Raw genomic sequence first — 18,146 nt, forward strand, 5'->3', positions numbered from 1 at the left:
CGTCTCTTCCGGTCTCTAGAGGCGCATCACGCCGGAGGCGAGGCACAGCACGGCACCGATCGCGAGGACCGCGATCAGGCTCTTGGACTGCTTCTGCTTCCAGAACGAGTACACGCCGCCGGACAGGAAGAGTCCGGCGATGATCAGCAGTGTTGCGGCTTTGCTCACAGCGCGCCCTTGGTCGAGGGGAGGATGCCCGCCGCGCGCGGGTCGCGCTCGGAGGCGTAGCGCAGAGCACGCGCGAGTGCCTTGAACTGGCACTCGACGATGTGGTGCGCGTTGCGACCGTACGGTACGTGCACGTGCAGGGCCACCTGCGCCTGGGCCACGAACGACTCCAGGATGTGCCGGGTCATCGTGGTGTCGTAGCTGCCGATCATCGGCGCCATGTGCTCGGGCTCGGTGTGCACCAGGTACGGGCGGCCGGAGAGGTCGACGGTGACCTGGGCGAGCGACTCGTCGAGCGGCACGGTGCAGTTGCCGAACCGGTAGATGCCGACCTTGTCGCCGAGCGCCTGCTTGAAGGCGGCGCCGAGCGCGAGGGCGGTGTCCTCGATCGTGTGGTGGGTGTCGATGTGCAGGTCGCCGTCGGTCTTCACGGTGAGGTCGAAGAGGCCGTGGCGGCCGAGCTGGTCGAGCATGTGGTCGTAGAACCCGACGCCCGTGGAGATCTCGGTCCTGCCGGTGCCGTCGAGGTCGATCTCGACCAGGACGGAGGTCTCCTTGGTGGTGCGTTCGACGCGGCCGGTACGGGTCATGCGGGTGACAGCTCCTTGAGGGCGAAGCGGACGGCGTCCAGGAAGGCGTCGTTCTCGGCGGGGGTGCCGGCGGTGACGCGCAGCCACCCGGGGACGCCGTTGTCCCGGACCAGGACGCCCCGGTCGAGGATGGACCGCCAGACCGCGTGGGTGTCGGCGAAGCGGCCGAACTGGATGAAGTTGGCGTCGGAGTCGGTGACTTCGAGGCCCAGGCCGCGCAGCGCGTCGACCAGCCGGTCGCGCTCGGCCTTCAGCTGCTCGACGTAGCCGAGCAGGGTGTCGGTGTGCTCCAGGCAGGCCAGCGCGGTCGCCTGGGTGACGGCCGACAGGTGGTACGGCAGCCGCACCAGCTGGACGGCGTCGACCACGGCCGCGTCGGCGGCCAGGTAGCCGAGCCGCAGCCCGGCGGCGCCGAACGCCTTGGACATGGTGCGGGTCACCACCAGGTTGGGGCGACCCTCCAGCAGCGGCAGCAGCGAGGGGCGGTGCGAGAACTCCACGTACGCCTCGTCCACGATCACCAGGCTCGGGCCGGCCGCCTGGGCGGCCTCGTACAGCGCGAGGACGGTGTCGGCGGCGACCGCCGTGCCGGTCGGGTTGTTCGGCGAGCAGACGAACACCACGTTGGGCCGGTGCTCGGCGATCGCCCGGGTGGCCGCGTCGAGGTCGATGGTGAAGTCCGCGCGGCGCGGCCCGGAGACCCACCCGGTGCCGGTGCCGCGCGAGATCAGCGCGTGCATCGAGTACGAGGGCTCGAAGCCGAGCGCGCTGCGGCCGGGGCCGCCGAAGGTCTGCAGCAGCTGCTGGAGCACCTCGTTGGAGCCGTTGGCCGCCCACACCTGCGCCCGGTCGCGGGCGAAGCCGGTGGTGCGGGTCAGATAGGCCGCCAAGCCGTCCCGCAGCTCCACCGCGTCCCGGTCCGGGTAGCGGTTGAGGTGGCGGGCCGCCTCGGCCACCCGCTCGGCGATCCGGGCCACCAGCGGCTCCGGCAGCGGGTACGGGTTCTCGTTGGTGTTGAGCTGCACCGGCACGTCCAACTGCGGTGCGCCGTACGGGGACTGGCCGCGCAGCTCGTCCCGGACGGGCAGCTCGTCGATCGTGGTCATCGGGCCGGTACCGTCCAGTCGAAACGGGCCCGGACGGCGTCGCCGTGGCCGGGCAGGTCCTCGGCGTCGGCGAGGTTGACCACGTGCGCGGCCACCTCGGCGAGCGCCTCGCGGGAGTAGTCGACCACGTGGATGCCGCGCAGGAAGGACTGCACCGACAGGCCCGAGGAGTGGCAGGCGCAGCCGCCGGTGGGCAGCACGTGGTTGGAGCCGGCCGCGTAGTCGCCGAGCGAGACCGGCGAGTGGGCGCCGATGAAGATCGCGCCGGCGTTGCGCACCCGGGCGGCCACCGCGCGGGCGTCCCGGGTCTGGATCTCCAGGTGCTCGGCGGCGTAGGCGTTCACCACCGCCAGGCCCTGCTCCAGGTCGTCGACCAGCACGATGCCGGACTGCCGGCCGCCGAGCGCCTCGGTGACCCGCTCCCGGTGCTTGGTGGCGGCGACCTGCGCCTTCAGCTCGGTCTCGACCTCCTCGGCCAGCGCGAGCGAGTCGGTGACCAGCACCGAGGCGGCCATCGGGTCGTGCTCGGCCTGACTGATCAGGTCGGCGGCGACCTCCCGTGCCGAGGCGCTGTCGTCGGCCAGCACGGCGATCTCGGTCGGGCCGGCCTCGGCGTCGATCCCGATCCGGCCCTTGAGCAGGCGCTTGGCGGCGGCCACGTAGATGTTGCCCGGCCCCGTCACCAGGTTGACCGGGGCGCACTCCTCGGTGCCGTAGGCGAACATCGCGACCGCCTGGGCGCCGCCGGCCGCGTACACCTCGGTGACCCCGAGCAGCGCGCAGGCGGCCAGGATGGTCGGGTGCACCGAGCCGCCGAACTCCTTCTGCGGCGGCGAGGTGACGGCGATGCCCGCGACCCCGGCCTCCTGGGCCGGCACCACGTTCATCACCACGGAGGACGGGTAGACGGCCAGCCCGCCCGGCACGTACAGGCCGACCCGGTCGACCGGCACCCAGCGCTCGGAGACGGTGCCGCCCGGCACCACCTGGGTGGTGTGGTCGGTGCGGCGCTGCTCGCGGTGGACCAGGCGGGCGCGGCGGATCGACTCCTCCAGCGCGGCCCGGACCTTCGGGTCCAGCTGCTCCAGCGCGGCGTCGATCGACTCCTGGGCGACCCGGGTGGTCCGCAGGGTCACCCCGTCGAACCGCTCGGTGATCTCGATCAGCGCCGCGACCCCGCGATGGCGGACGTCCTCGCAGATCGGCCGCACCTTCTCCAGGGCGGCCTCCACGTCGAACTCGGCACGGGGCAGCACGTCGCGCAGGTCCGAGGAGGAGCCGCGCAGGTCGATTCGAGAGATCACACGGCCAAGTGTAGGGAGTGGCCGAAAGCCACGGTCCGGCATTTCAGTCCGTGATACGAAAGCCGAGACAGCGGACGATCTTCGGGGGAGACGGCGTGGACCAGGCACCGGCGAGCTGGACGCCGACCGAGCAGCGGCTGTGGCAGGCCTTCCGGCAGGGCAGCGTGCACGACCTGCGGGTCGGCGACGAGGAGGTCGACGACGCCGCCGGCGCGGCCGTCTGGGGCCCGGAGCGCACCATCCGTTCCGAGGTGATCGCCCGGCTGCTGCTGGCCGGCCCCGAACCGGCGCCCGGGCGGGTCTCCTCGCTCAAGCTCAGCGGCGCGCTGATCACCGGGCCGCTGGTGCTGGCCGGCGCCGAGCTGCGGCACTACATCGAGCTGCACCAGTGCCGGTTCGAGCGCAAGGTGCTGATCTCCGAGGCCAGGGCCGGCACGGTCCGGCTGATCAGCTGCCTGATACCCCGGCTGGAGGCGTCCCGGCTGGCCACCGAGGGCGACCTGCACCTGGCCCGCTGCCACCTGCCGCAGGGCCTGCGGCTCACCGACGCCAAGATCGGCACCGACCTGCTGCTCAACCAGGCCGTCATCGGCGCCGACCGGTACGGCCGGGCGCTCGCCGGCGACGGCCTCACGGTCAGCCAGGACCTGGAGGCCGACCGGATCACCTCGCACGGCGAGCTCAGCCTGCGCTCGGCCCGGATCGGCGGCCGGCTCTCGCTGCGCGGCGCCCAGCTGCACGCCGCCGGCGACGACCGTAACTGCCTCAACCTGGCCCACATCAGCGTCGGCCACACGCTCTACCTCGGCGGCTCGCTGGACGGCGGCTGGGCCGACTCCCGGACCATCTACGGCGACGGCTACGGCGCCCCCATCCCGCCCGGCACGCCCAGCACCCCGCTGCGCGCCTTCGGCGGCGTCCGGCTGGTCGACGCCCGGTTCGAGAACGCCTGCCTGATCACCAACGCCGAGTTCCACCTCTCGCCGCTCCAGGAGCTCTCGCTGCGCCGGATCCAGACCCCGGAGCTGCGGATCACCTGCCCGACCCCGCCGGCCGGCCGGGTCTCGCTCTCCCGCGCCCGGGTCGGCAACCTGGTCGACTCCCCCGAGAGCTGGCCGCGCAACGGCCAGGTCGGCCTGACCGGCTTCACCTACGAGTCGCTGCGCCCCGACCGGCCGTTCAGCGTCCGCCAGCGGATCGCCTGGCTGGAGGGCGCGCTCCCGGAGTACCGCCCGGAGCCGTACGAGCAGCTGGCCGCGGCACTGCGCCGGGACGGCCGGGACGAGGACGCCCGCGAGGTGCAGTACGCCAAGCAGCGCCGACGCCGGGCCCAGCTCCCGCTGCCCAGCCGGCTCTGGGGCGTGCTGCAGGACTTCACGGTCGGCTACGGCTACCGCCCCGGGCGCGCCGCGCTCTGGCTGGCGCTGGCCTGGGGCGCGGGCACGGCCTACTTCTCCGCCCACCCGCCGGCGCCGCTGAAGGCCGACGAGGTACCGGCCTGGAACCCGCCGCTGTACGCGCTGAGCAAGGTGATCCCGGTGGTCGACCTCGGCCAGGACGGCTGGAACCCGGACCAGCACGGCCAGTGGGTGGCCGCCGCCCTGGTGATCACCGGTTGGGTGCTCGCCACCACCGTGGTCACCGCGGCGACCCGGCTGCTCCAGCGCGGCTGAACCGGGGCCCCGCGGGGCCCGCGGACGGCGCGGCCGGGGGCGGTCCGGGCGGCGGCGCCCGGGGCCGTCCGGGCGGCGCGGCCCCGCCGTCCGGGCGTCCCGCCCGGGGCGGCCGCGGAAACGGCGGGGCGGGAGCGGGCGCGCGGCAACTACGCTGTGCGCCGTGACTGAACGGCTGCCGCTCTTCCCGCTCAACACGGTCCTCTACCCCGGACTGGTGCTGCCCCTGCACGTCTTCGAGGAGCGCTACCGCCGGCTCGTGGCCGATCTCCAGAACCTGCCCGAGGACCGGCCGCGCCGGTTCGGCGTGGTCGCGATCCGGGACGGGCGCGAGGTCGCCCCGGTCCGCGAGAGCGACGGGACCGCCGGCCCGCTGGACGGTCTGGGCACCGTCACCGGCGACCCGCTGGAGGCGATCCACGACATCGGCTGCGTCGCCGACGTCACCTCGGTGCGCGAGCAGCCCGGCGGCCGCTTCGAGCTGCTGGTCACCGGCACCACCCGGTTCCGGCTGCACTCGGTGGACGCCTCGGGCCCGTACCTGACCGGCGAGACCGAGGGGCTCGGGGAGCATCCGGGCGAGGGCGCCGGCGCGCTCGCGGCCGGGGTGGTGCGGGCGTTCCGGGCGTACCAGAAGCGGCTGGCGGGTGCCCGCGAGGCCAGCCTGGCCGGCGAGCAGGACCTGCCGGGCGACCCGCAGGTGCTGTCGTACCTGGTCGCGGCCGCCGCCGTACTGCCCGCCCCGGTCAAGCAGCAGCTGCTGGCCTGCCCGGACACCGCCGGGCGGCTCTCGCTCGAACTGGAGCTGCTGCGCCGCGAGAGCGCGCTGCTCGCCCAGCTGCCCTCGCTGCCCGCGGTCGACCTGACCCGGCAGGCGTTCAGCCCGAACTGAGCTCCCCGGAGCCCACCCGAAAGGACCGCGCATGGCCAGGAAGGCGAAGAAGGGCGGCCAGGGCACACCGGCGACGGTCGCCCTGGAGGCCGCCGCGGTGGACTTCACCGTGCACTCCTACGCGCACGACCCCGCCGCCGACACCTACGGCGGGGAGGCCGCCGAGGCGCTGGGGATCCCCGCCGCGCGGGTGTTCAAGACCCTGGTGGCCGAGGTCGACGGGGCGCTCACGGTCGGGGTCGTCCCCGTCTCCGGGAAGCTCGACCTCAAGGCGCTGGCCGCCGCGGTGGGCGGCAAGCGGGCGGCGATGGCCGACCCGGCGGCGGCCGAGCGCAGCAGCGGGTACGTCCGGGGCGGGATCTCGCCGCTCGGCCAGCGCCGGCCGCTGCCCACCGTGCTGGACCACAGCGTGCTGGAGCACCCGACGGTGTTCGTCTCGGGCGGCCGCCGCGGGCTGGAGGTCGAACTCGCCCCGGCCGACCTGATCGCGCTGACCTCGGCCCGGACGGCACCGATCGGGCGCTGACGGCCCCGCGGGGCCCGGGTGCCGGGTGCCGGGCGCTACGCGGGCGGGCGCGGACCGTCCTGCGGGGGCGGCTGTTCCTGGCCCTGGTCCTGGTGCGGGTACCCGGGGTGCTGCGGCCTGGCCGGCTCCGCAGGCTCCCCCGGTGCCCCCGGCTCGCCGGACAGGCTCCACTGCGGGCCGGTGGCCCAGTACGGCAGCGGGTCGGGCTCGCGCTTGCCGAACGCCGCCGACAGCGCCAGCAGCAGCACCATCGCGGTCATCGGCCAGACCAGCAGCGCCCCGTGCGCCCCGAGCTCCAGCGGCGCGCTGAACGTCCCGCCGTCGCCCACCTGCCGGGCGTGCGCGGGCAGGTCCGAGGTCGGGCCGAGCGCGGCACCGAGCTGCCAGGCCGCCACCGAGCCGGCCAGCCCGCCGAGGGCGAGGCCGACCGCGACCGCGATGCCGCCGCCGCGCCCCCGGGTCAGCAGGAACGCGCCGACCGCGGTCAGCAGGCCCGCCCCGAGGCCGAGCAGCGCGAACACCGCGTCCGCGCCGGCCCGCTGCTCACCCTCGGGGTCCATGTAGAGGATCTGGTTGCCGCTGACCTGGAACATCACCCGGGGCGCCAGCCAGAACCAGAGCAGGCCCATCAGCACGCCCAGCACGGCGCAGGCCAGGAAGGTCAGCGCGCCGACCCGCCCCTCGGACAGGAGCGCGGCCGCGCTCCGCCCCGCGGGCTCGGTCGGCCCGCCGGCGGGCGGCGGGGCGTACGGGTCCCGGGCGGGTCCGGCGTCGGCACCCGCAGGTGTGTTCGGTACGGTCACGGACCCATCGTTTCACGCCGGGCCCGCCGCGGTCCGCCCAGCCCGTCAGCGGGTGGCCCGCCGGTAGGCCCAGGTGGCCAGGGTGAGCGAGCCGAGCGCGACCGCCGCGCACACCGACAGGTCGCCGAGCACCGCCGTCCAGTCCGGCCGGTCGCCGAACGTCCGGGCGAAGGCCTCCACCCCGTACGTGGACGGCAGCAGGTCGCGCAGCCAGCGCACCACGGTCGGCAGGTGGTCCACCGGCAGGACGCCGAGCAGCAGCGCGGCGGACATCCCGAGCTGGCCCAGCAGGGTGGCGATCTCCTGCCGGGGCGCCAGCAGCCCGCAGGCCGCCCCGAGCCCGGCCAGCGCCGCGCCGGCCAGCGGCACCACCGCGAGCAGCACCCAGAGGTTGGCCGCGGACAGCCCGAACAGCCAGGCCCCGAACCCGGCCGTGACCAGGGTGCCGGGCAGCGTGAACGAGGCGTAGGCGCCGGCCGCCCCGAGCACCACGGCGGCCGGCGGTACCGGCAGCGTGGCGTAGTGGTCGAGGCCGCCGGTGGCGCGCAGCCGGCCGAAGTACTGGGCCAGCAGGTTGAGCGCGACGAAGGCGACCACCAGCACGCTGGAGCCGGCCACCACCGAGCGGGCCGCCGGGTTGTCGCCGGGGTCGACCACGCCGCGCATCATCACCAGGATGCCGACCGACTGGAAGGTGGCCACGAACAGCAGCGGGATCCGGGCCACCTTGGCCCGGGCGAGCTGGGCCCGGTAGACGGCGGCCAGGGCCGGCAGCAGCCGGGCGGCCGGTGCCAGCGGGGCCGGTTCGGCCGCGCTCGGGGCGGCGGCGGCCGTGGGGGCGTCGAGCAGGGTCACCCGGTCACGCTCCAGGTCCGGTCAGGGGCTCTCACTTGGCCAGACCGCCGTTCCGGCCGCCGAGCTTGAGGTAGGCGTCCTCCAGGCTGGGGGTGGCCAGGGTGAAGTCGTCCAGGGCGGCGAAGGCGGGGCCGGTGGTGACGGCGGCCACCAGGTCGCGAGCGTCCTCGGGGGTGGTGCGGACGGTCCAGCGGCGCCCGGTTCGCTCCGCGCGCTCGGCCAGCCGGGCGACCGCGGGCACCTCGACCGGGGCCTCGGTGCGCCAGACCAGGTCCAGCCGGACGTCACCGTCCACCAGGGCCTTCAGGCCGCCGGGCGTGTCGCAGGCGATCACCCGGCCCTCGTCGATCACCGCGACCCGGTCGAGCACCGTCTCCGCCTCGATCACGTTGTGGGTCACCAGCAGCACGGTGGTGCCGCGCTCGGCGCGCCGGCGGTCCACCGCGGACCAGACGGCGCGGCGGGCGACCGGATCCATGCCGGTGGTCGGCTCGTCCAGCACCAGCAGCGGGCGCTCCCCCACCAGGGCGGCGGCGAAGCAGGCCAGCCGGCGCTGGCCGCCGGAGAGCTTGGCCAGCGGGCGGGCCGCGAGCGGCTCCAGGCCCAGTTCGGCGAGCACCTCGGCGGTCGCGGCCCGGGCCTCGGCGCGGGTCAGGCCGCGCAGCCGTCCGGTGGTCTCGGCGGCCAGCGCGACCGGCAGCTCGTCCAGCGCGCTGGACTCCTGGCCGAGGTAGGCGAGCAGTCGCGCAGCCCGTTCGGGGTGGCGGACGATGTCGTGGCCGAGGATGTCGATGCTGCCGCCGTCCGGCCGCAGCAGGCCGGTGAGCTGGCGCACCAGGGTGGACTTGCCGGCGCCGTTCGGGCCGAGCAGGCCGAAGATCTCGCCGCGGTGGATGGTCAGGTCGACACCGTCGTTGGCCCGGATCGCCTCCGCGCGGGCGGCGCGCCGGCCGGCCCCGCTCGGGTAGCTCTTGGCCAGGCCGCGGACGGTGCAGCAGGGCCCCGCCGGGTGGAGGCCGGGCCCGTCCGCGCCGCCGCGCGGCAAGGCCTGGGGTGCCTGCCGGTCGGTGTCGCTCACGGACGAAGACTCTACGCGCTGGCGGTACGGATCCGGACAACGGGGTCAATCGGGCCGGTGGCGGCGCGCGGCGGGCCCGTGGCGGCGCGCCACCCGGGCCCGGGGCGTCACTCGCGGGCGTCCTGGGCCTCACGGGCCTCCGGCAGCGGGATCTGCCGGCCCTGCGGGACCCGGACGGCGAACTCCTTCCAGAAGCCGGCCCGGATCGCGTACCGGTCGTGCTCGTCGATCTGGTCGTCCTTGTGCGCGAGCAGGCCGAACCGGGCCGCGTAGCGCAGCAGCTCGCCGTCCAGCCGGTGCGGGATGCGCGGGTAGTCCGTCCAGAGCACGCCGAGGCGGTCACGGGTGCCCTGCGGGTCGACCACGCCGGAGCGGTCGGCCGCGCAGAGCCGGTCGGTCCAGCGGCGGGCGAAGACCTGGCCGACCTCGTGCGCGTCGCCGCCGACCGTGGTGATGTCCTCCTCGCGGTCGGCCCAGCGCTGCTCGGCGCTGGTGAGCTGGGCGAGGGTGGGCAGGCCGTCGGCGGCGGTGGTCAGCACGCCGTCGGCCGGGCGGTCCACCCAGCCGCGGTCGGAGGACCAGCGCAGCACCGGGCCGCCGAGGCCGGCCGGGGCGGCGGCCGCGGCGGGGACGCTCGGGGCGGTCGAGCGCACCGCCAGGTCCTTGGGGGTCGGGATCATCCGGAGCGCGGCGGCCGGCCGCGGCCGGGAGACCGCGGCGGGCGCGACCGGTTCGACCGGGCCGGGGGCCAGCAGCTCGGCCAGCTCGGAGATCTCGGCGGCCGGGGCGGGGGCGGGGAACGGCGAGTGGAAGGCGGGGTGCTCCTTCAGCCGGGCCCAGCGCTCGATCCACTCCCGGTCCAGGACCCGCCGCTCGTCGGCCTCGCCGACCAGGTCCTCGGACTGGTTGAAGTCGCCGTCGGCGGCCTGCAGCGCCCACAGGTGGACGGCCACGCCGTGCTCCTTGGCGGACATCACCCCGGGCAGCAGGTCGCCGTCCCCGGTCACGAGCACCACGTCCGCGCAGGCGTGGTTGCGGGCCAGCTCGGACAGCTCCGCGTGCATCGCGGCGTCCACGCCCTTCTGCACCCACCGGCCCTCGGCCCGGGTGAGCGCCCCCAGCCGGACGGTGACCCGGGGCAGCACCCGCAGCCGGCGGTGCTCGGGCAGCGGGCGGCGCTCGGGGGCGGCGTCGAACCAGTAGATCCGCAGCAGCGGCAGGCCCGTCTCGGCCTCGGCCCGCTCCCGCAGTGCCGAGATCAGCACGGTGTGGTCCACCGCCACCCGGGACCTGCCCGGCTCTCCGGCGAGCAGGCTGGCGGCGGCGCCCAACAGGTATCCGGCATCGACCAGAACCACACAACGGTCCACAGCCCCGCACCTCTTCTCGGGTCGGCCGGGCGGCGTGGGGGGCCGGCCCTGGCGGTCCGTGCGGCTATTGGGCCTTCCTCTACCCTCCGCACGCCCGACGAACCGCCCGAATCCCACCGGAGCCCGATCGGCCCACCCGCCGCGGCCGCCCGCCGGAAACGCCGAGGCTCCGCCCCCGACGTGCGGGGGCGGAGCCTCGGCGTGGGTGACCGGGGAGGTCAGCCGTTCAGTTCGGCCGCGACCAGCTCCGCGATCTGGACGGCGTTGAGGGCCGCGCCCTTGCGGAGGTTGTCGTTGGAGAGGAACAGCGACAGCCCGTGCTCGACCGTCTCGTCGGCCCGGATGCGGCCCACGTAGGTGGGGTCCTGGCCGGCGGCCTGGAGCGGGGTCGGGATGTCGGACAGCTCGACGCCGGGGGCGCCGGCCAGCAACTCGGCGGCGCGGGCCGGGCTGATCGGCCGCGCGAAGCGGGCGTTGACCTGGAGCGAGTGGCCGGTGAAGACCGGGACGCGGACGCAGGTGCCGGCGACCTTCAGCTCGGGGATGCCGAGGATCTTGCGGCTCTCGTGGCGGAGCTTCTGCTCCTCGTCGGTCTCGTTGGAGCCGTCGTCGACGACCGAGCCGGCCAGCGGGATCACGTTGAAGGCGATCGGCCGCTTGTAGACGGCGGGCTCCGGGTACTCGACGGCGGAGCCGTCGTGGGTGAGCGCGGCCGCGCCGTCGACCACCTTGCGGGCCTGGTCGTGCAGTTCGGAGACGCCGACCAGGCCGCTGCCGCTGACCGCCTGGTACGTGGCGACCACGAGGGCGGCCAGTCCGGCCTCCTCGTGCAGCGGGCGCAGCACCGGCATGGCGGCCATCGTGGTGCAGTTCGGGTTGGCGATGATGCCCTTCGGGCGGTCCCCGATGGCGTCCGGGTTGACCTCGGCGACCACCAGCGGGACCTCGGGGTCACGGCGCCAGGCGGAGGAGTTGTCGATCACCACGGCGCCGGCCGCGGCGACCTTGGGGGCGAGCGCCTTGGAGGTGGAGCCGCCGGCCGAGAAGATCACGATGTCCAGGCCGCTGTAGTCGGCCGTGGCCGCGTCCTCGATGGTGATCTCGGTGTCGCCCCACGGCAGCGTCCGCCCGGCCGAACGGGCCGAGGCGAACAGCCGCAGCTGCTCCACCGGGAACTCGCGCTCCGCCAGAATGCTGCGGACCACTCCGCCGACCTGGCCGGTCGCCCCTACGATGCCGATCCTCATCCGACTGCTCCTCCGGTTTCGTGCTCGCTCAGGTTGATCAGGTTGCGCTTGATCACCGCCGCACCCTGCCCATCATGCCCTGCCGGGGCGGGTGGGCGGCGACCCGTCTTACGGTGTGGGCCGCACCCGCTCAAGCGCGGCGAGCGCGGCCTCGACCGACTCCTTGGCCGCCGGCAGCAGCGGCAGCCGGACGTCCGGGGTCGGGATCCGCCCCCGGGCGTGCAGCACGCCCTTGACCACGGTGGGGTTCGGTTCGGTGAACACGGCTGCGGACAGCCCCGCCAGCCGGTGCCCGAGCTCGCGCGCCTCCTCCACCCGGCCCGCCCGCCACGCCGCGTCCAGCGCGACGAACCGCTCGGTCGCCAGGTGCGCGGAGGCCAGGATGCCGCCGGCGGCGCCCAGCGCCAGCAGCGGCGAGAGCAGCAGGTCGTCCCCGGCCAGGACGGCGAAGCCGGGCGGCAGGTCGGCGAGCAGCCCGACGGTGTCCGCGTCCACCGACCCGACCGCCAGCTTGACGCCCACGACGCCCGGCAGCGCGCCGATCCGGCGCAGCGTCGCGGCCCCGAGCGCCTGCCCGGTGCGGTACGGGATGTGGTAGACGACCAGCGGGACCGGGCTGTCGGCGGCCAGCCGGGTGAAGTGGGCGAGCACCCCGGCCTCGCCGGGGCGGACGAAGGCGGGGACGGTCACCAGGGCCGCGTCCGCGGCGCCGTCCAGCACGGCGAGCGCCTGCGCGCCGCCCGCACCGACGGTGAAGACAGCGTCGCGCGCCCGGCAGACCGCGCCGACGACCTCGGTGACGGCGGCCCGCTCCGCTTCGTCGAGGGCGGCCGGCTCGCCGGTGGTGCCGAGCACGACCAGGCCGGCCGCGCCGGCGTCCAGCGCGTCGACGGCCAGGGCTTCGAGGGCCTCGTACGCGACCGAGCCGTCGGCCGCGAACGGGGTGATCAGGGGGATGTGGACGCCGCTGAGACCGATCCGGTGAGGTTCCATGCCGACGAGCCTGCCGGGTGGTGATCGTCCGGGTCCAGTTCACATTCCCGATGGTTCTCGTAAGCTGAGCCGATGCTCGATCTCCGCCGCCTGCGGCTGCTGCGCGAACTGTCCCACCGCGGCACCATCGCGGCCGTCGCCGAGGCGCTCTCGTTCAGTGCCTCGGCCGTCTCCCAGCAGCTGTCGGTGCTGGAGCGGGAGGCCGGGGTGCCGCTGCTGGAGCGCACCGGCCGCCGGGTCGCGCTCACCCCCGCCGGGCGCAAGCTGGTGCGGCACACCGAGGCGGTGCTGGAGCGGCTGGAACAGGCCACCGCCGAGCTGGCCGGCGCCCGGCAGGGGCTGGCCGGGCCGCTGCGGATCGGCACCTTCCCGTCCGCCGCCCGCGCGATCGTGCCGGGGGCGCTCGCCGTCCTGATGAGCCGCCATCCGGCGCTGGAGCCGATGGTGAGCGAGGTGGACCCGGCCGACGTGGCGGCGCAGCTGCGCGCCGGCGAGCTGGACGTGGCGCTGGTGCACGAGTACGACCTGGTGCCGGCCGAGCCCGAGCCGGGGCTGACCACCACCGGGGCGATCTTCACCGAGCCGATGTACCTGGCCGCGCCCGGCCCCGGCACGCTCGCGGACTTCCGGCGGGCGCCCTGGATCGTCTCGCCGCCGGGCACGCTCTGCCACACCATGGCGGTGCGGGCCTGCCGGCAGGCCGGGTTCTCCCCGCGGATCCGGCACCGGGTGGACGACTTCGCCACCGCGCTGGCGCTGGTGGGGGTCGGCCAAGGGGTGGCCCTGATCCCGCAGTTGGGCACCGCGCCGCACCCGGCGGTCACCCTCACCCGGCTGCCGATGTACCGCCGCACCCGGGTCGCCTTCCGGGCCGGCGCCGGGGCGCACCCGGCGGTCGCCGCGTTCACCACCGCACTGCGCGAGGCCCTGCCACCGGGACTGACGGGCGGCAGCTGACCTCGGGCCGCCCGGGCGGGCGCCCGCGCCATCGCCGCACCGGGTGCTCTCCCCCGCCGAGCGCGGCGGCTGCGCCTTCACCGAGCGGGGCTTCGACGGGGCCACCGGCCCCCGTACCCCTAGGTAGCCCGGCGGGCCGGAGGGCGCCCTACCTAGCCCCCTACGTAGTGCTTGTCCGGCTCGCTCCGTACCCGGTGTACTCACCTCGGGGGCGTCCCGCTACCGGCGGGTACGCGGTCCGAGGGGACGGCCGGCCGGCCCCGGGACGTCCACCTGACGGGACGTTCCGGGGCCTGCCGACCGAGACGGGCGGTCAACGGTGACCGCTCCGACACCGGCGGTTCGCCGGACAGGAGGTCTACGTGCTCAGCGGCTCCCGGCGCTCCTGCGCCGCCTATCTCAGATGCGTCCCGTTCGACACCTGGGAGATGCCGGTGCACCGGCACGCCATGGAGAAGTGGGCCCGCGAGCTCGGCCTGGCCGATCCGGTCTGGTTCATCGACAACGGCGAGTCCTCCGGCGGCCCCAAGCCCCGCCTGCTGGAGCTGCTGACCGCGGTCGAACGCAACACCTTCAGCATCGTGCTGGTGCCCGGCCCGTTCGTCTTCCACCTGGACGACGTGCGCGCGGCCAAGGTCTGCCACCGCCTGTCGGTGCTCGGCGCCTCGGTGCTCCAACTGCCGTACGACCGCGCCGGTCGGCCTCCCGTCCCGGCGCGCCCGGTGCCGACGGGCGCCGTGCCCGCACCCCGGATGCCGGACCTGCTGCCCCGGATCGGCTGACGCCCGCCGCACCCGCCCGCGTCACCCGTACACCTCACCCGGCGCCGCGTCACCGACCCGACGGGCGGGGCCGGTTGACGGCTCCGACCGGCCGACGGCCACAATGGGCGCAGGCCCGGCGCCCGTGGACGACGGGACTGAGCGAACGATCTTGAGCCATCGCCCGGTTGACGCCCGGCCGGGCCGCGCACCCGTGGGGAGCCCAGTGGACACAGCCAGACGCCCGGTGGCCCGCCTCGACGCGGCCCGCCCAGCAGCGGCCCGCCCGGCCCCGGAGACCACGGACCCGCACCCGGGCCCCTTCACGACGGCGGCCCCGCAGCGCCCGATGGTCGGCCGGGACACCGAACTCGCCGCCGTCCTGGCGGGCCTGCGTCACCTCCCCGCCGTGGTCCGGGTGAACGCCCCCGCCGGCCTCGGCAAGACGCTGCTGGTCGAGCAGGCCGCCGTACGGCTGCGCGCGGACGGGCTGCGCGTGCTGGGCACCCGGTGCCCGCCGCTGGCGCGGCCCTTCCCGTTCGGCGTGTTTGCGGAGCTGCTGCGCACCACCGGCCCCGAGCTGCCCGCCGAGCTGGACCCGATCGCCGGCGCGCTGGCCGAACTGCTCCCGGAGGCAGCGCCGTTCCTGCCGCCGCCGCCCCCGCCCAGCGCCGATCCCGATCTGGCCAGGCACCGGGTGTTCCGCGCGGTCCGGGCCGTGCTGGCGGCCCTCGGGCCGACCGTGCTGCTGGTCGACGGCCTCCAGTGGGCCGACCCGGACAGCCTGGAACTGCTGCGGGCCCTCGCCCTGGACCCGGTGCCGACCCTCGGGCTGCTGCTGACCGAACGCCCCGGCGCCCCGCTGGGCGCCGCACCCCCGCACCGGCCGCCCGGCGTCGGCGGGGCCGAACTGCGGCTCGCCCCGCTGGACGAGGAGCAGGTCGCCCGGGCCGCCGGCGACCGGCCGGCCGCGACCGTCGCCGAGCTGCACCGCTGGAGCGGCGGCGCGCCCTGGCTGCTGGTCCAGCTCCTCGACCGGCTCGACCGGCCGGACGGCCCGGGCGGCTCCGGCGGCTCGGGCGGCTCGAGTGCCTCGGGCAGCTCCGGCAGCTCCGGCAGCTCGGGCGGCGACCACCCGCCGGGCGAACGGCCCGTCGAGCAGGCCGCCCGCCGCGCCGCCGCCGCCCTGGTGCACCCGGTGGAGACCGGCTCGCCCGAGGCCGCGGCCCTGGTCACGGCCTGCGCCGTGGTCGGGCGCCCGGCCGACCAGGACCTGCTGGCCACGGTGGCCGACCTGGCGCCCGCGGCGGCCCGCTCCGCCCTGCTCGAAGCCCTGGCGGGCGGCCGGCTGGTCGAGGGCCCGGACTGCCGGTACGGGCTGCCGTACCCGCTCCTCCAGGAGGCGGTGCACCTGGCCGTCCCCGGCCCCGAGCGGCGGCGCGCCCACCTGGCGGCCGCGCAGGCCCTGCTGGCGGTGGAGCCGGTCCCGGCGGCCGAGCTGGCCCGGCACCTGCGGGCCGCCGGCGATCTGACCGGCTGGCGCGCGGAGGCCGAGGCGGCCGCCGACCAGGCCGTCGCCGCCGGGGACTTCGCCGCCGCCACCGAACTCCTGCACCAGCTGCTCGCCGAGCCCTCGCTGCCGCCCGAGCACCGCTCCCGGGCGGCGCTGTCGCTGGCCCGGGTGTCGGTCAACACCCTCGACCACCAGCAGGTGCTGGGGGTGCTGCGGCGGATCGTCACCACGGCCGACCTCGCGGTGGTGACCAGGGGCGAGGTCCGGCTCTCGCTCGGCCTCCTGCTGCTCAACCAGGAGGGCGACACCGAGGCGGGCTTCCGCGAACTCGAACGATGCGTCGTGGAGTTGCGCGAGCGACCGGACCTCGCCGCGCGCGCGATGGGCGCCCTGGCCGCGCCGATCCTGGCCGTCCACGCCACCCAGCAGGCCCGCTGGCTGGACCGCGCCGAGCGGGCCGCCCGGCTCAGCGGCGACCCGGTCGCCCGGACCGGCGTGCTCGCCAGCCGGGTCACCTGGCTGGCCTGCGTCGGCGACCCGACCGCCTGGGAGCTGCTCGCCGAACTCCCCCGCGGCACCCGCGACCAGGCCGAACTGCGGCAGACTGCAAGGGCGTTGTGCAATGCCGCGAGCGGCGCGGTGGGCTGGGGCCTGAACGAGCAGGCCCGGCGCTACCTGGACGAGGGCCTGGACCTCGCCGAGGCCACCGGCATGGACTTCATGCAGGGCGTCGGCCGCGCGATGACCCTGGTCCTGGACTGGCACACCGCCCGGCTGGACGGCCTGGAGGCCCGCGCCCGGGCGCTGCTCGGCGAGATCTCCGAGATGCCCGCGCTGCGCACCGACGTGCTGCTGGTGCTGGCCCATCTGCACGCCCTGCACGGCGAGTTCGACGAGGCGGCGGCCACCCTGCAGCCGGTGCTGACCGGCGGCCACGGCCCCGACCCGATGCCGTTCTTCGACACCCACGCGCTGGCCACCCGGCTCGCCCTGGGCAGTGGCAACGCCGAGCAGGCCTGGCACGCGCTCGGGCCGGCGCTGGAGCTGTACCGCACCAAGGCGGTCTGGGCCTGGGGCTGCGAACTCGTCCCCGAGGCCGTGCTCGCCGCCCTCGCGGCCGGCCACCCGGACGAAGCCCGGCGGCTGGCCGAGGAGTTCGCCGAGGCCTGCGCCGACCACCCGGCACCGGCCGTCCTCGCCGGCGTCGAACTCGCCCTCGGGCACCTGGCCGTGGACCAGGACCCGGCGCTCGCCGCCGAGCACTACCAGCGCGCCGCCGCCGTGCACGGCCGGATCGGCCGCCGCTACGCCCGCGCCCGGGCCACCGAACTCGCCGCGCTGGCCCGGCTCGCCGCCGGCCAGCGCCCGGCCACCCCGGGACTGGTGGAGGCCGCCGAGGAGTACGAGCGGCTCGGCGCGGTGGCCGACAGCTCGCGCTGCGCGATGGTGCTGCGCGAGCAGGGCATCGGCGACCCGCGGGCCCACGCCCGGCGCGGCTACGGCGAGGAGTTGACGCCCCGCGAGCTGGAGGTGGCCCGGCTGCTGGCCTCCGGGCGCACCAACCGGGAGATCGCCCAGGTGCTGTTCCTCTCCCCGCGCACGGTGGAGCAGCACGTGGCCAAGGTGCTGCGCAAGCTCCGCGTCCCCACCCGCCGGGAGGTGCGCTCCGCCCTCGGGCCCCGCCCGTGAACCCGGCTCCGCCCTCGGGCCGCACGCCCGAGGTCTTCACACTCCGTCACACCTTTCCCGCCCCCGCGCCCGCCGGGCGCCGACCCCGCACCACTAGCCTGTCCCCCATGACCCAGTGGACAGAGCAGCAGGACGACGCCCCGGGCCGCTACGGCCCCGACGCCACCGTGGAGGTGGAGGCGTACCAGGTCGGCCAGGTGCGCACCGAGTACGCGCCGGACCACGACGGCGACCCGGACCCGGGCGAGATCGTCTGGACCTGGGTGCCGTACGAGGAGCGCGACGGGCGCGGCAAGGACCGCCCGGTGCTGGTGGTGGCCCGCGAGACCGGCGGCTCGCTGCTCGCGGTGATGCTCTCCAGCAAGGGCCACGCGCACGACGCCGACTGGGTGCCGATCGGCGCCGGCCCCTGGGACAAGTCCGGCCGCGACTCCTGGGTGGCGCTGGACCGGGTGATGCGCGTCTTCGACGGCGGCATGCGCCGCGAGGCCTGCGCCCTGGACCGGGCCCGCTTCAACCTGGTCGTCGACAACCTCAAGCGCCGCTACCGCTGGAGCTGACGCCGTAGGCTGTCCCCCTGGACCATCACCCGGGGGGACACCGATGGCAGTGCGGCGACCT

17 protein-coding genes and 1 pseudogene are annotated in these 18,146 nt (G+C 76.0%); 7 read left to right on the plus strand and 11 right to left on the minus strand.

Annotated features, from left to right (window positions below):
- Window positions 1–15: 15 nt before the first annotated feature.
- The 4 genes from ABT014_RS02750 to hisD are packed head-to-tail and all read right to left on the minus strand — an operon-like array spanning window position 16 to window position 3,168.
- Window positions 16–168, minus strand: a complete 153-nt coding sequence (locus ABT014_RS02750) for a CG2302 family histidine operon protein (RefSeq protein WP_350636242.1) — start codon at window positions 166–168, stop codon at window positions 16–18.
- Window positions 165–758, minus strand: a complete 594-nt coding sequence (gene hisB / locus ABT014_RS02755; protein ID WP_350636245.1) for an imidazoleglycerol-phosphate dehydratase HisB — start codon at window positions 756–758, stop codon at window positions 165–167. The genes ABT014_RS02750 and hisB overlap by 4 nt, the downstream gene beginning before the upstream one ends.
- Window positions 755–1,864 carry a histidinol-phosphate transaminase gene (locus tag ABT014_RS02760; protein WP_350636248.1) on the minus strand — a complete coding sequence of 370 codons (1,110 nt, stop codon included), beginning with the start codon at window positions 1,862–1,864 and terminating at the stop codon, window positions 755–757. Before ABT014_RS02760 ends, hisB begins: the two co-directional genes overlap by 4 nt.
- Entirely contained in the window at window positions 1,861–3,168 is a 1,308-nt protein-coding gene (gene hisD / locus ABT014_RS02765; RefSeq protein WP_350636251.1) for a histidinol dehydrogenase, read from the minus strand. The genes ABT014_RS02760 and hisD overlap by 4 nt, the downstream gene beginning before the upstream one ends.
- 95 nt (window positions 3,169–3,263) lie before the next feature.
- Here hisD and ABT014_RS02770 point away from each other — a divergent pair, with 95 nt between their 5' ends.
- The 3 genes from ABT014_RS02770 (at window position 3,264) to ybaK (ending at window position 6,259) form a co-directional block, all read left to right on the plus strand.
- Complete coding sequence (locus ABT014_RS02770) at window positions 3,264–4,841, plus strand: oxidoreductase (RefSeq protein ID WP_350636254.1); 1,578 nt, start codon at window positions 3,264–3,266, stop codon at window positions 4,839–4,841.
- 163 nt (window positions 4,842–5,004) lie between these two features.
- Window positions 5,005–5,733, plus strand: coding sequence for an LON peptidase substrate-binding domain-containing protein (locus ABT014_RS02775; protein ID WP_350636257.1), 729 nt, complete (start codon window positions 5,005–5,007; stop codon window positions 5,731–5,733).
- A 31-nt stretch (window positions 5,734–5,764) separates the two neighbouring features.
- Window positions 5,765–6,259 (plus strand): Cys-tRNA(Pro) deacylase, encoded by a 495-nt coding sequence (gene ybaK, locus ABT014_RS02780; RefSeq protein ID WP_350636260.1) that lies wholly within the window; start codon window positions 5,765–5,767, stop codon window positions 6,257–6,259.
- 35 nt (window positions 6,260–6,294) lie between these two features.
- On the opposite strand, the gene ABT014_RS02785 is transcribed toward ybaK, so the two are convergent.
- The 7 genes and pseudogenes from ABT014_RS02785 to ABT014_RS02810 form a co-directional block, all read right to left on the minus strand.
- Window positions 6,295–7,062 (minus strand): DUF2567 domain-containing protein, encoded by a 768-nt coding sequence (locus ABT014_RS02785; RefSeq protein WP_350636263.1) that lies wholly within the window; start codon window positions 7,060–7,062, stop codon window positions 6,295–6,297.
- 45 nt (window positions 7,063–7,107) lie between these two features.
- Complete coding sequence (locus tag ABT014_RS02790) at window positions 7,108–7,917, minus strand: ABC transporter permease (RefSeq protein ID WP_350636266.1); 810 nt, start codon at window positions 7,915–7,917, stop codon at window positions 7,108–7,110.
- A gap of 31 nt (window positions 7,918–7,948) precedes the next feature.
- A complete protein-coding gene (locus ABT014_RS34560) occupies window positions 7,949–8,326 on the minus strand; it encodes a hypothetical protein (protein WP_502894839.1) in 378 nt (125 codons plus the stop codon).
- Window positions 8,315–8,818, minus strand: a pseudogene (locus ABT014_RS34565) (ABC transporter ATP-binding protein); the annotation flags it as partial. The pseudogene ABT014_RS34565 and the gene ABT014_RS34560, both read right to left, overlap by 12 nt.
- Window positions 8,819–9,102: 284 nt before the next feature.
- A complete protein-coding gene (locus tag ABT014_RS02800; protein ID WP_350636269.1) occupies window positions 9,103–10,365 on the minus strand; it encodes an NYN domain-containing protein in 1,263 nt (420 codons plus the stop codon).
- A 218-nt stretch (window positions 10,366–10,583) separates the two neighbouring features.
- Window positions 10,584–11,612, minus strand: coding sequence for an aspartate-semialdehyde dehydrogenase (locus ABT014_RS02805; protein ID WP_350636272.1), 1,029 nt, complete (start codon window positions 11,610–11,612; stop codon window positions 10,584–10,586).
- A gap of 108 nt (window positions 11,613–11,720) precedes the next feature.
- The gene (locus ABT014_RS02810) at window positions 11,721–12,605 is read right to left on the minus strand and encodes a dihydrodipicolinate synthase family protein (protein ID WP_350636275.1); all 885 of its coding nucleotides are present in this window, start codon (window positions 12,603–12,605) and stop codon (window positions 11,721–11,723) included.
- 72 nt (window positions 12,606–12,677) lie between these two features.
- Between ABT014_RS02810 and ABT014_RS02815 the strand changes: the two genes are divergently transcribed.
- The 4 genes from ABT014_RS02815 to ABT014_RS02830 all read left to right on the plus strand — a co-directional run bounded on the left by ABT014_RS02815 (window position 12,678) and on the right by ABT014_RS02830 (window position 18,085).
- Window positions 12,678–13,562 carry a LysR family transcriptional regulator gene (locus ABT014_RS02815; protein ID WP_350636278.1) on the plus strand — a complete coding sequence of 295 codons (885 nt, stop codon included), beginning with the start codon at window positions 12,678–12,680 and terminating at the stop codon, window positions 13,560–13,562.
- A 362-nt stretch (window positions 13,563–13,924) separates the two neighbouring features.
- Entirely contained in the window at window positions 13,925–14,344 is a 420-nt protein-coding gene (locus ABT014_RS02820) for a recombinase family protein (protein ID WP_350636281.1), read from the plus strand.
- A gap of 205 nt (window positions 14,345–14,549) precedes the next feature.
- Window positions 14,550–17,525, plus strand: a complete 2,976-nt coding sequence (locus ABT014_RS02825) for an AAA family ATPase (RefSeq protein WP_350636284.1) — start codon at window positions 14,550–14,552, stop codon at window positions 17,523–17,525.
- Window positions 17,526–17,632: 107 nt separating this feature from the next.
- Window positions 17,633–18,085, plus strand: coding sequence for a type II toxin-antitoxin system PemK/MazF family toxin (locus ABT014_RS02830; RefSeq protein ID WP_350636287.1), 453 nt, complete (start codon window positions 17,633–17,635; stop codon window positions 18,083–18,085).
- Window positions 18,086–18,146 lie beyond the last annotated feature (61 nt).

The sequence above is a fragment of the Kitasatospora sp. NPDC094015 genome (assembly GCF_040304075.1).
Classification (GTDB): Bacteria; Actinomycetota; Actinomycetes; order Streptomycetales; family Streptomycetaceae; genus Kitasatospora.

What these genes read in the sequence shown, in the direction of transcription:
- hisB (WP_350636245.1), bottom strand. Translation starts at nt 758, where the DNA reads ATGACCCGTACCGGCCGCGTCGAACGCACCACCAAGGAGACCTCCGTC.
- ABT014_RS02760 (WP_350636248.1), bottom strand. Translation starts at nt 1,864, where the DNA reads ATGACCACGATCGACGAGCTGCCCGTCCGGGACGAGCTGCGCGGCCAG.
- ybaK (WP_350636260.1), top strand. Translation starts at nt 5,765, where the DNA reads ATGGCCAGGAAGGCGAAGAAGGGCGGCCAGGGCACACCGGCGACGGTC.
- ABT014_RS02805 (WP_350636272.1), bottom strand. Translation starts at nt 11,612, where the DNA reads ATGAGGATCGGCATCGTAGGGGCGACCGGCCAGGTCGGCGGAGTGGTC.
- ABT014_RS02810 (WP_350636275.1), bottom strand. Translation starts at nt 12,605, where the DNA reads ATGGAACCTCACCGGATCGGTCTCAGCGGCGTCCACATCCCCCTGATC.
- ABT014_RS02815 (WP_350636278.1), top strand. Translation starts at nt 12,678, where the DNA reads ATGCTCGATCTCCGCCGCCTGCGGCTGCTGCGCGAACTGTCCCACCGC.
- ABT014_RS02830 (WP_350636287.1), top strand. Translation starts at nt 17,633, where the DNA reads ATGACCCAGTGGACAGAGCAGCAGGACGACGCCCCGGGCCGCTACGGC.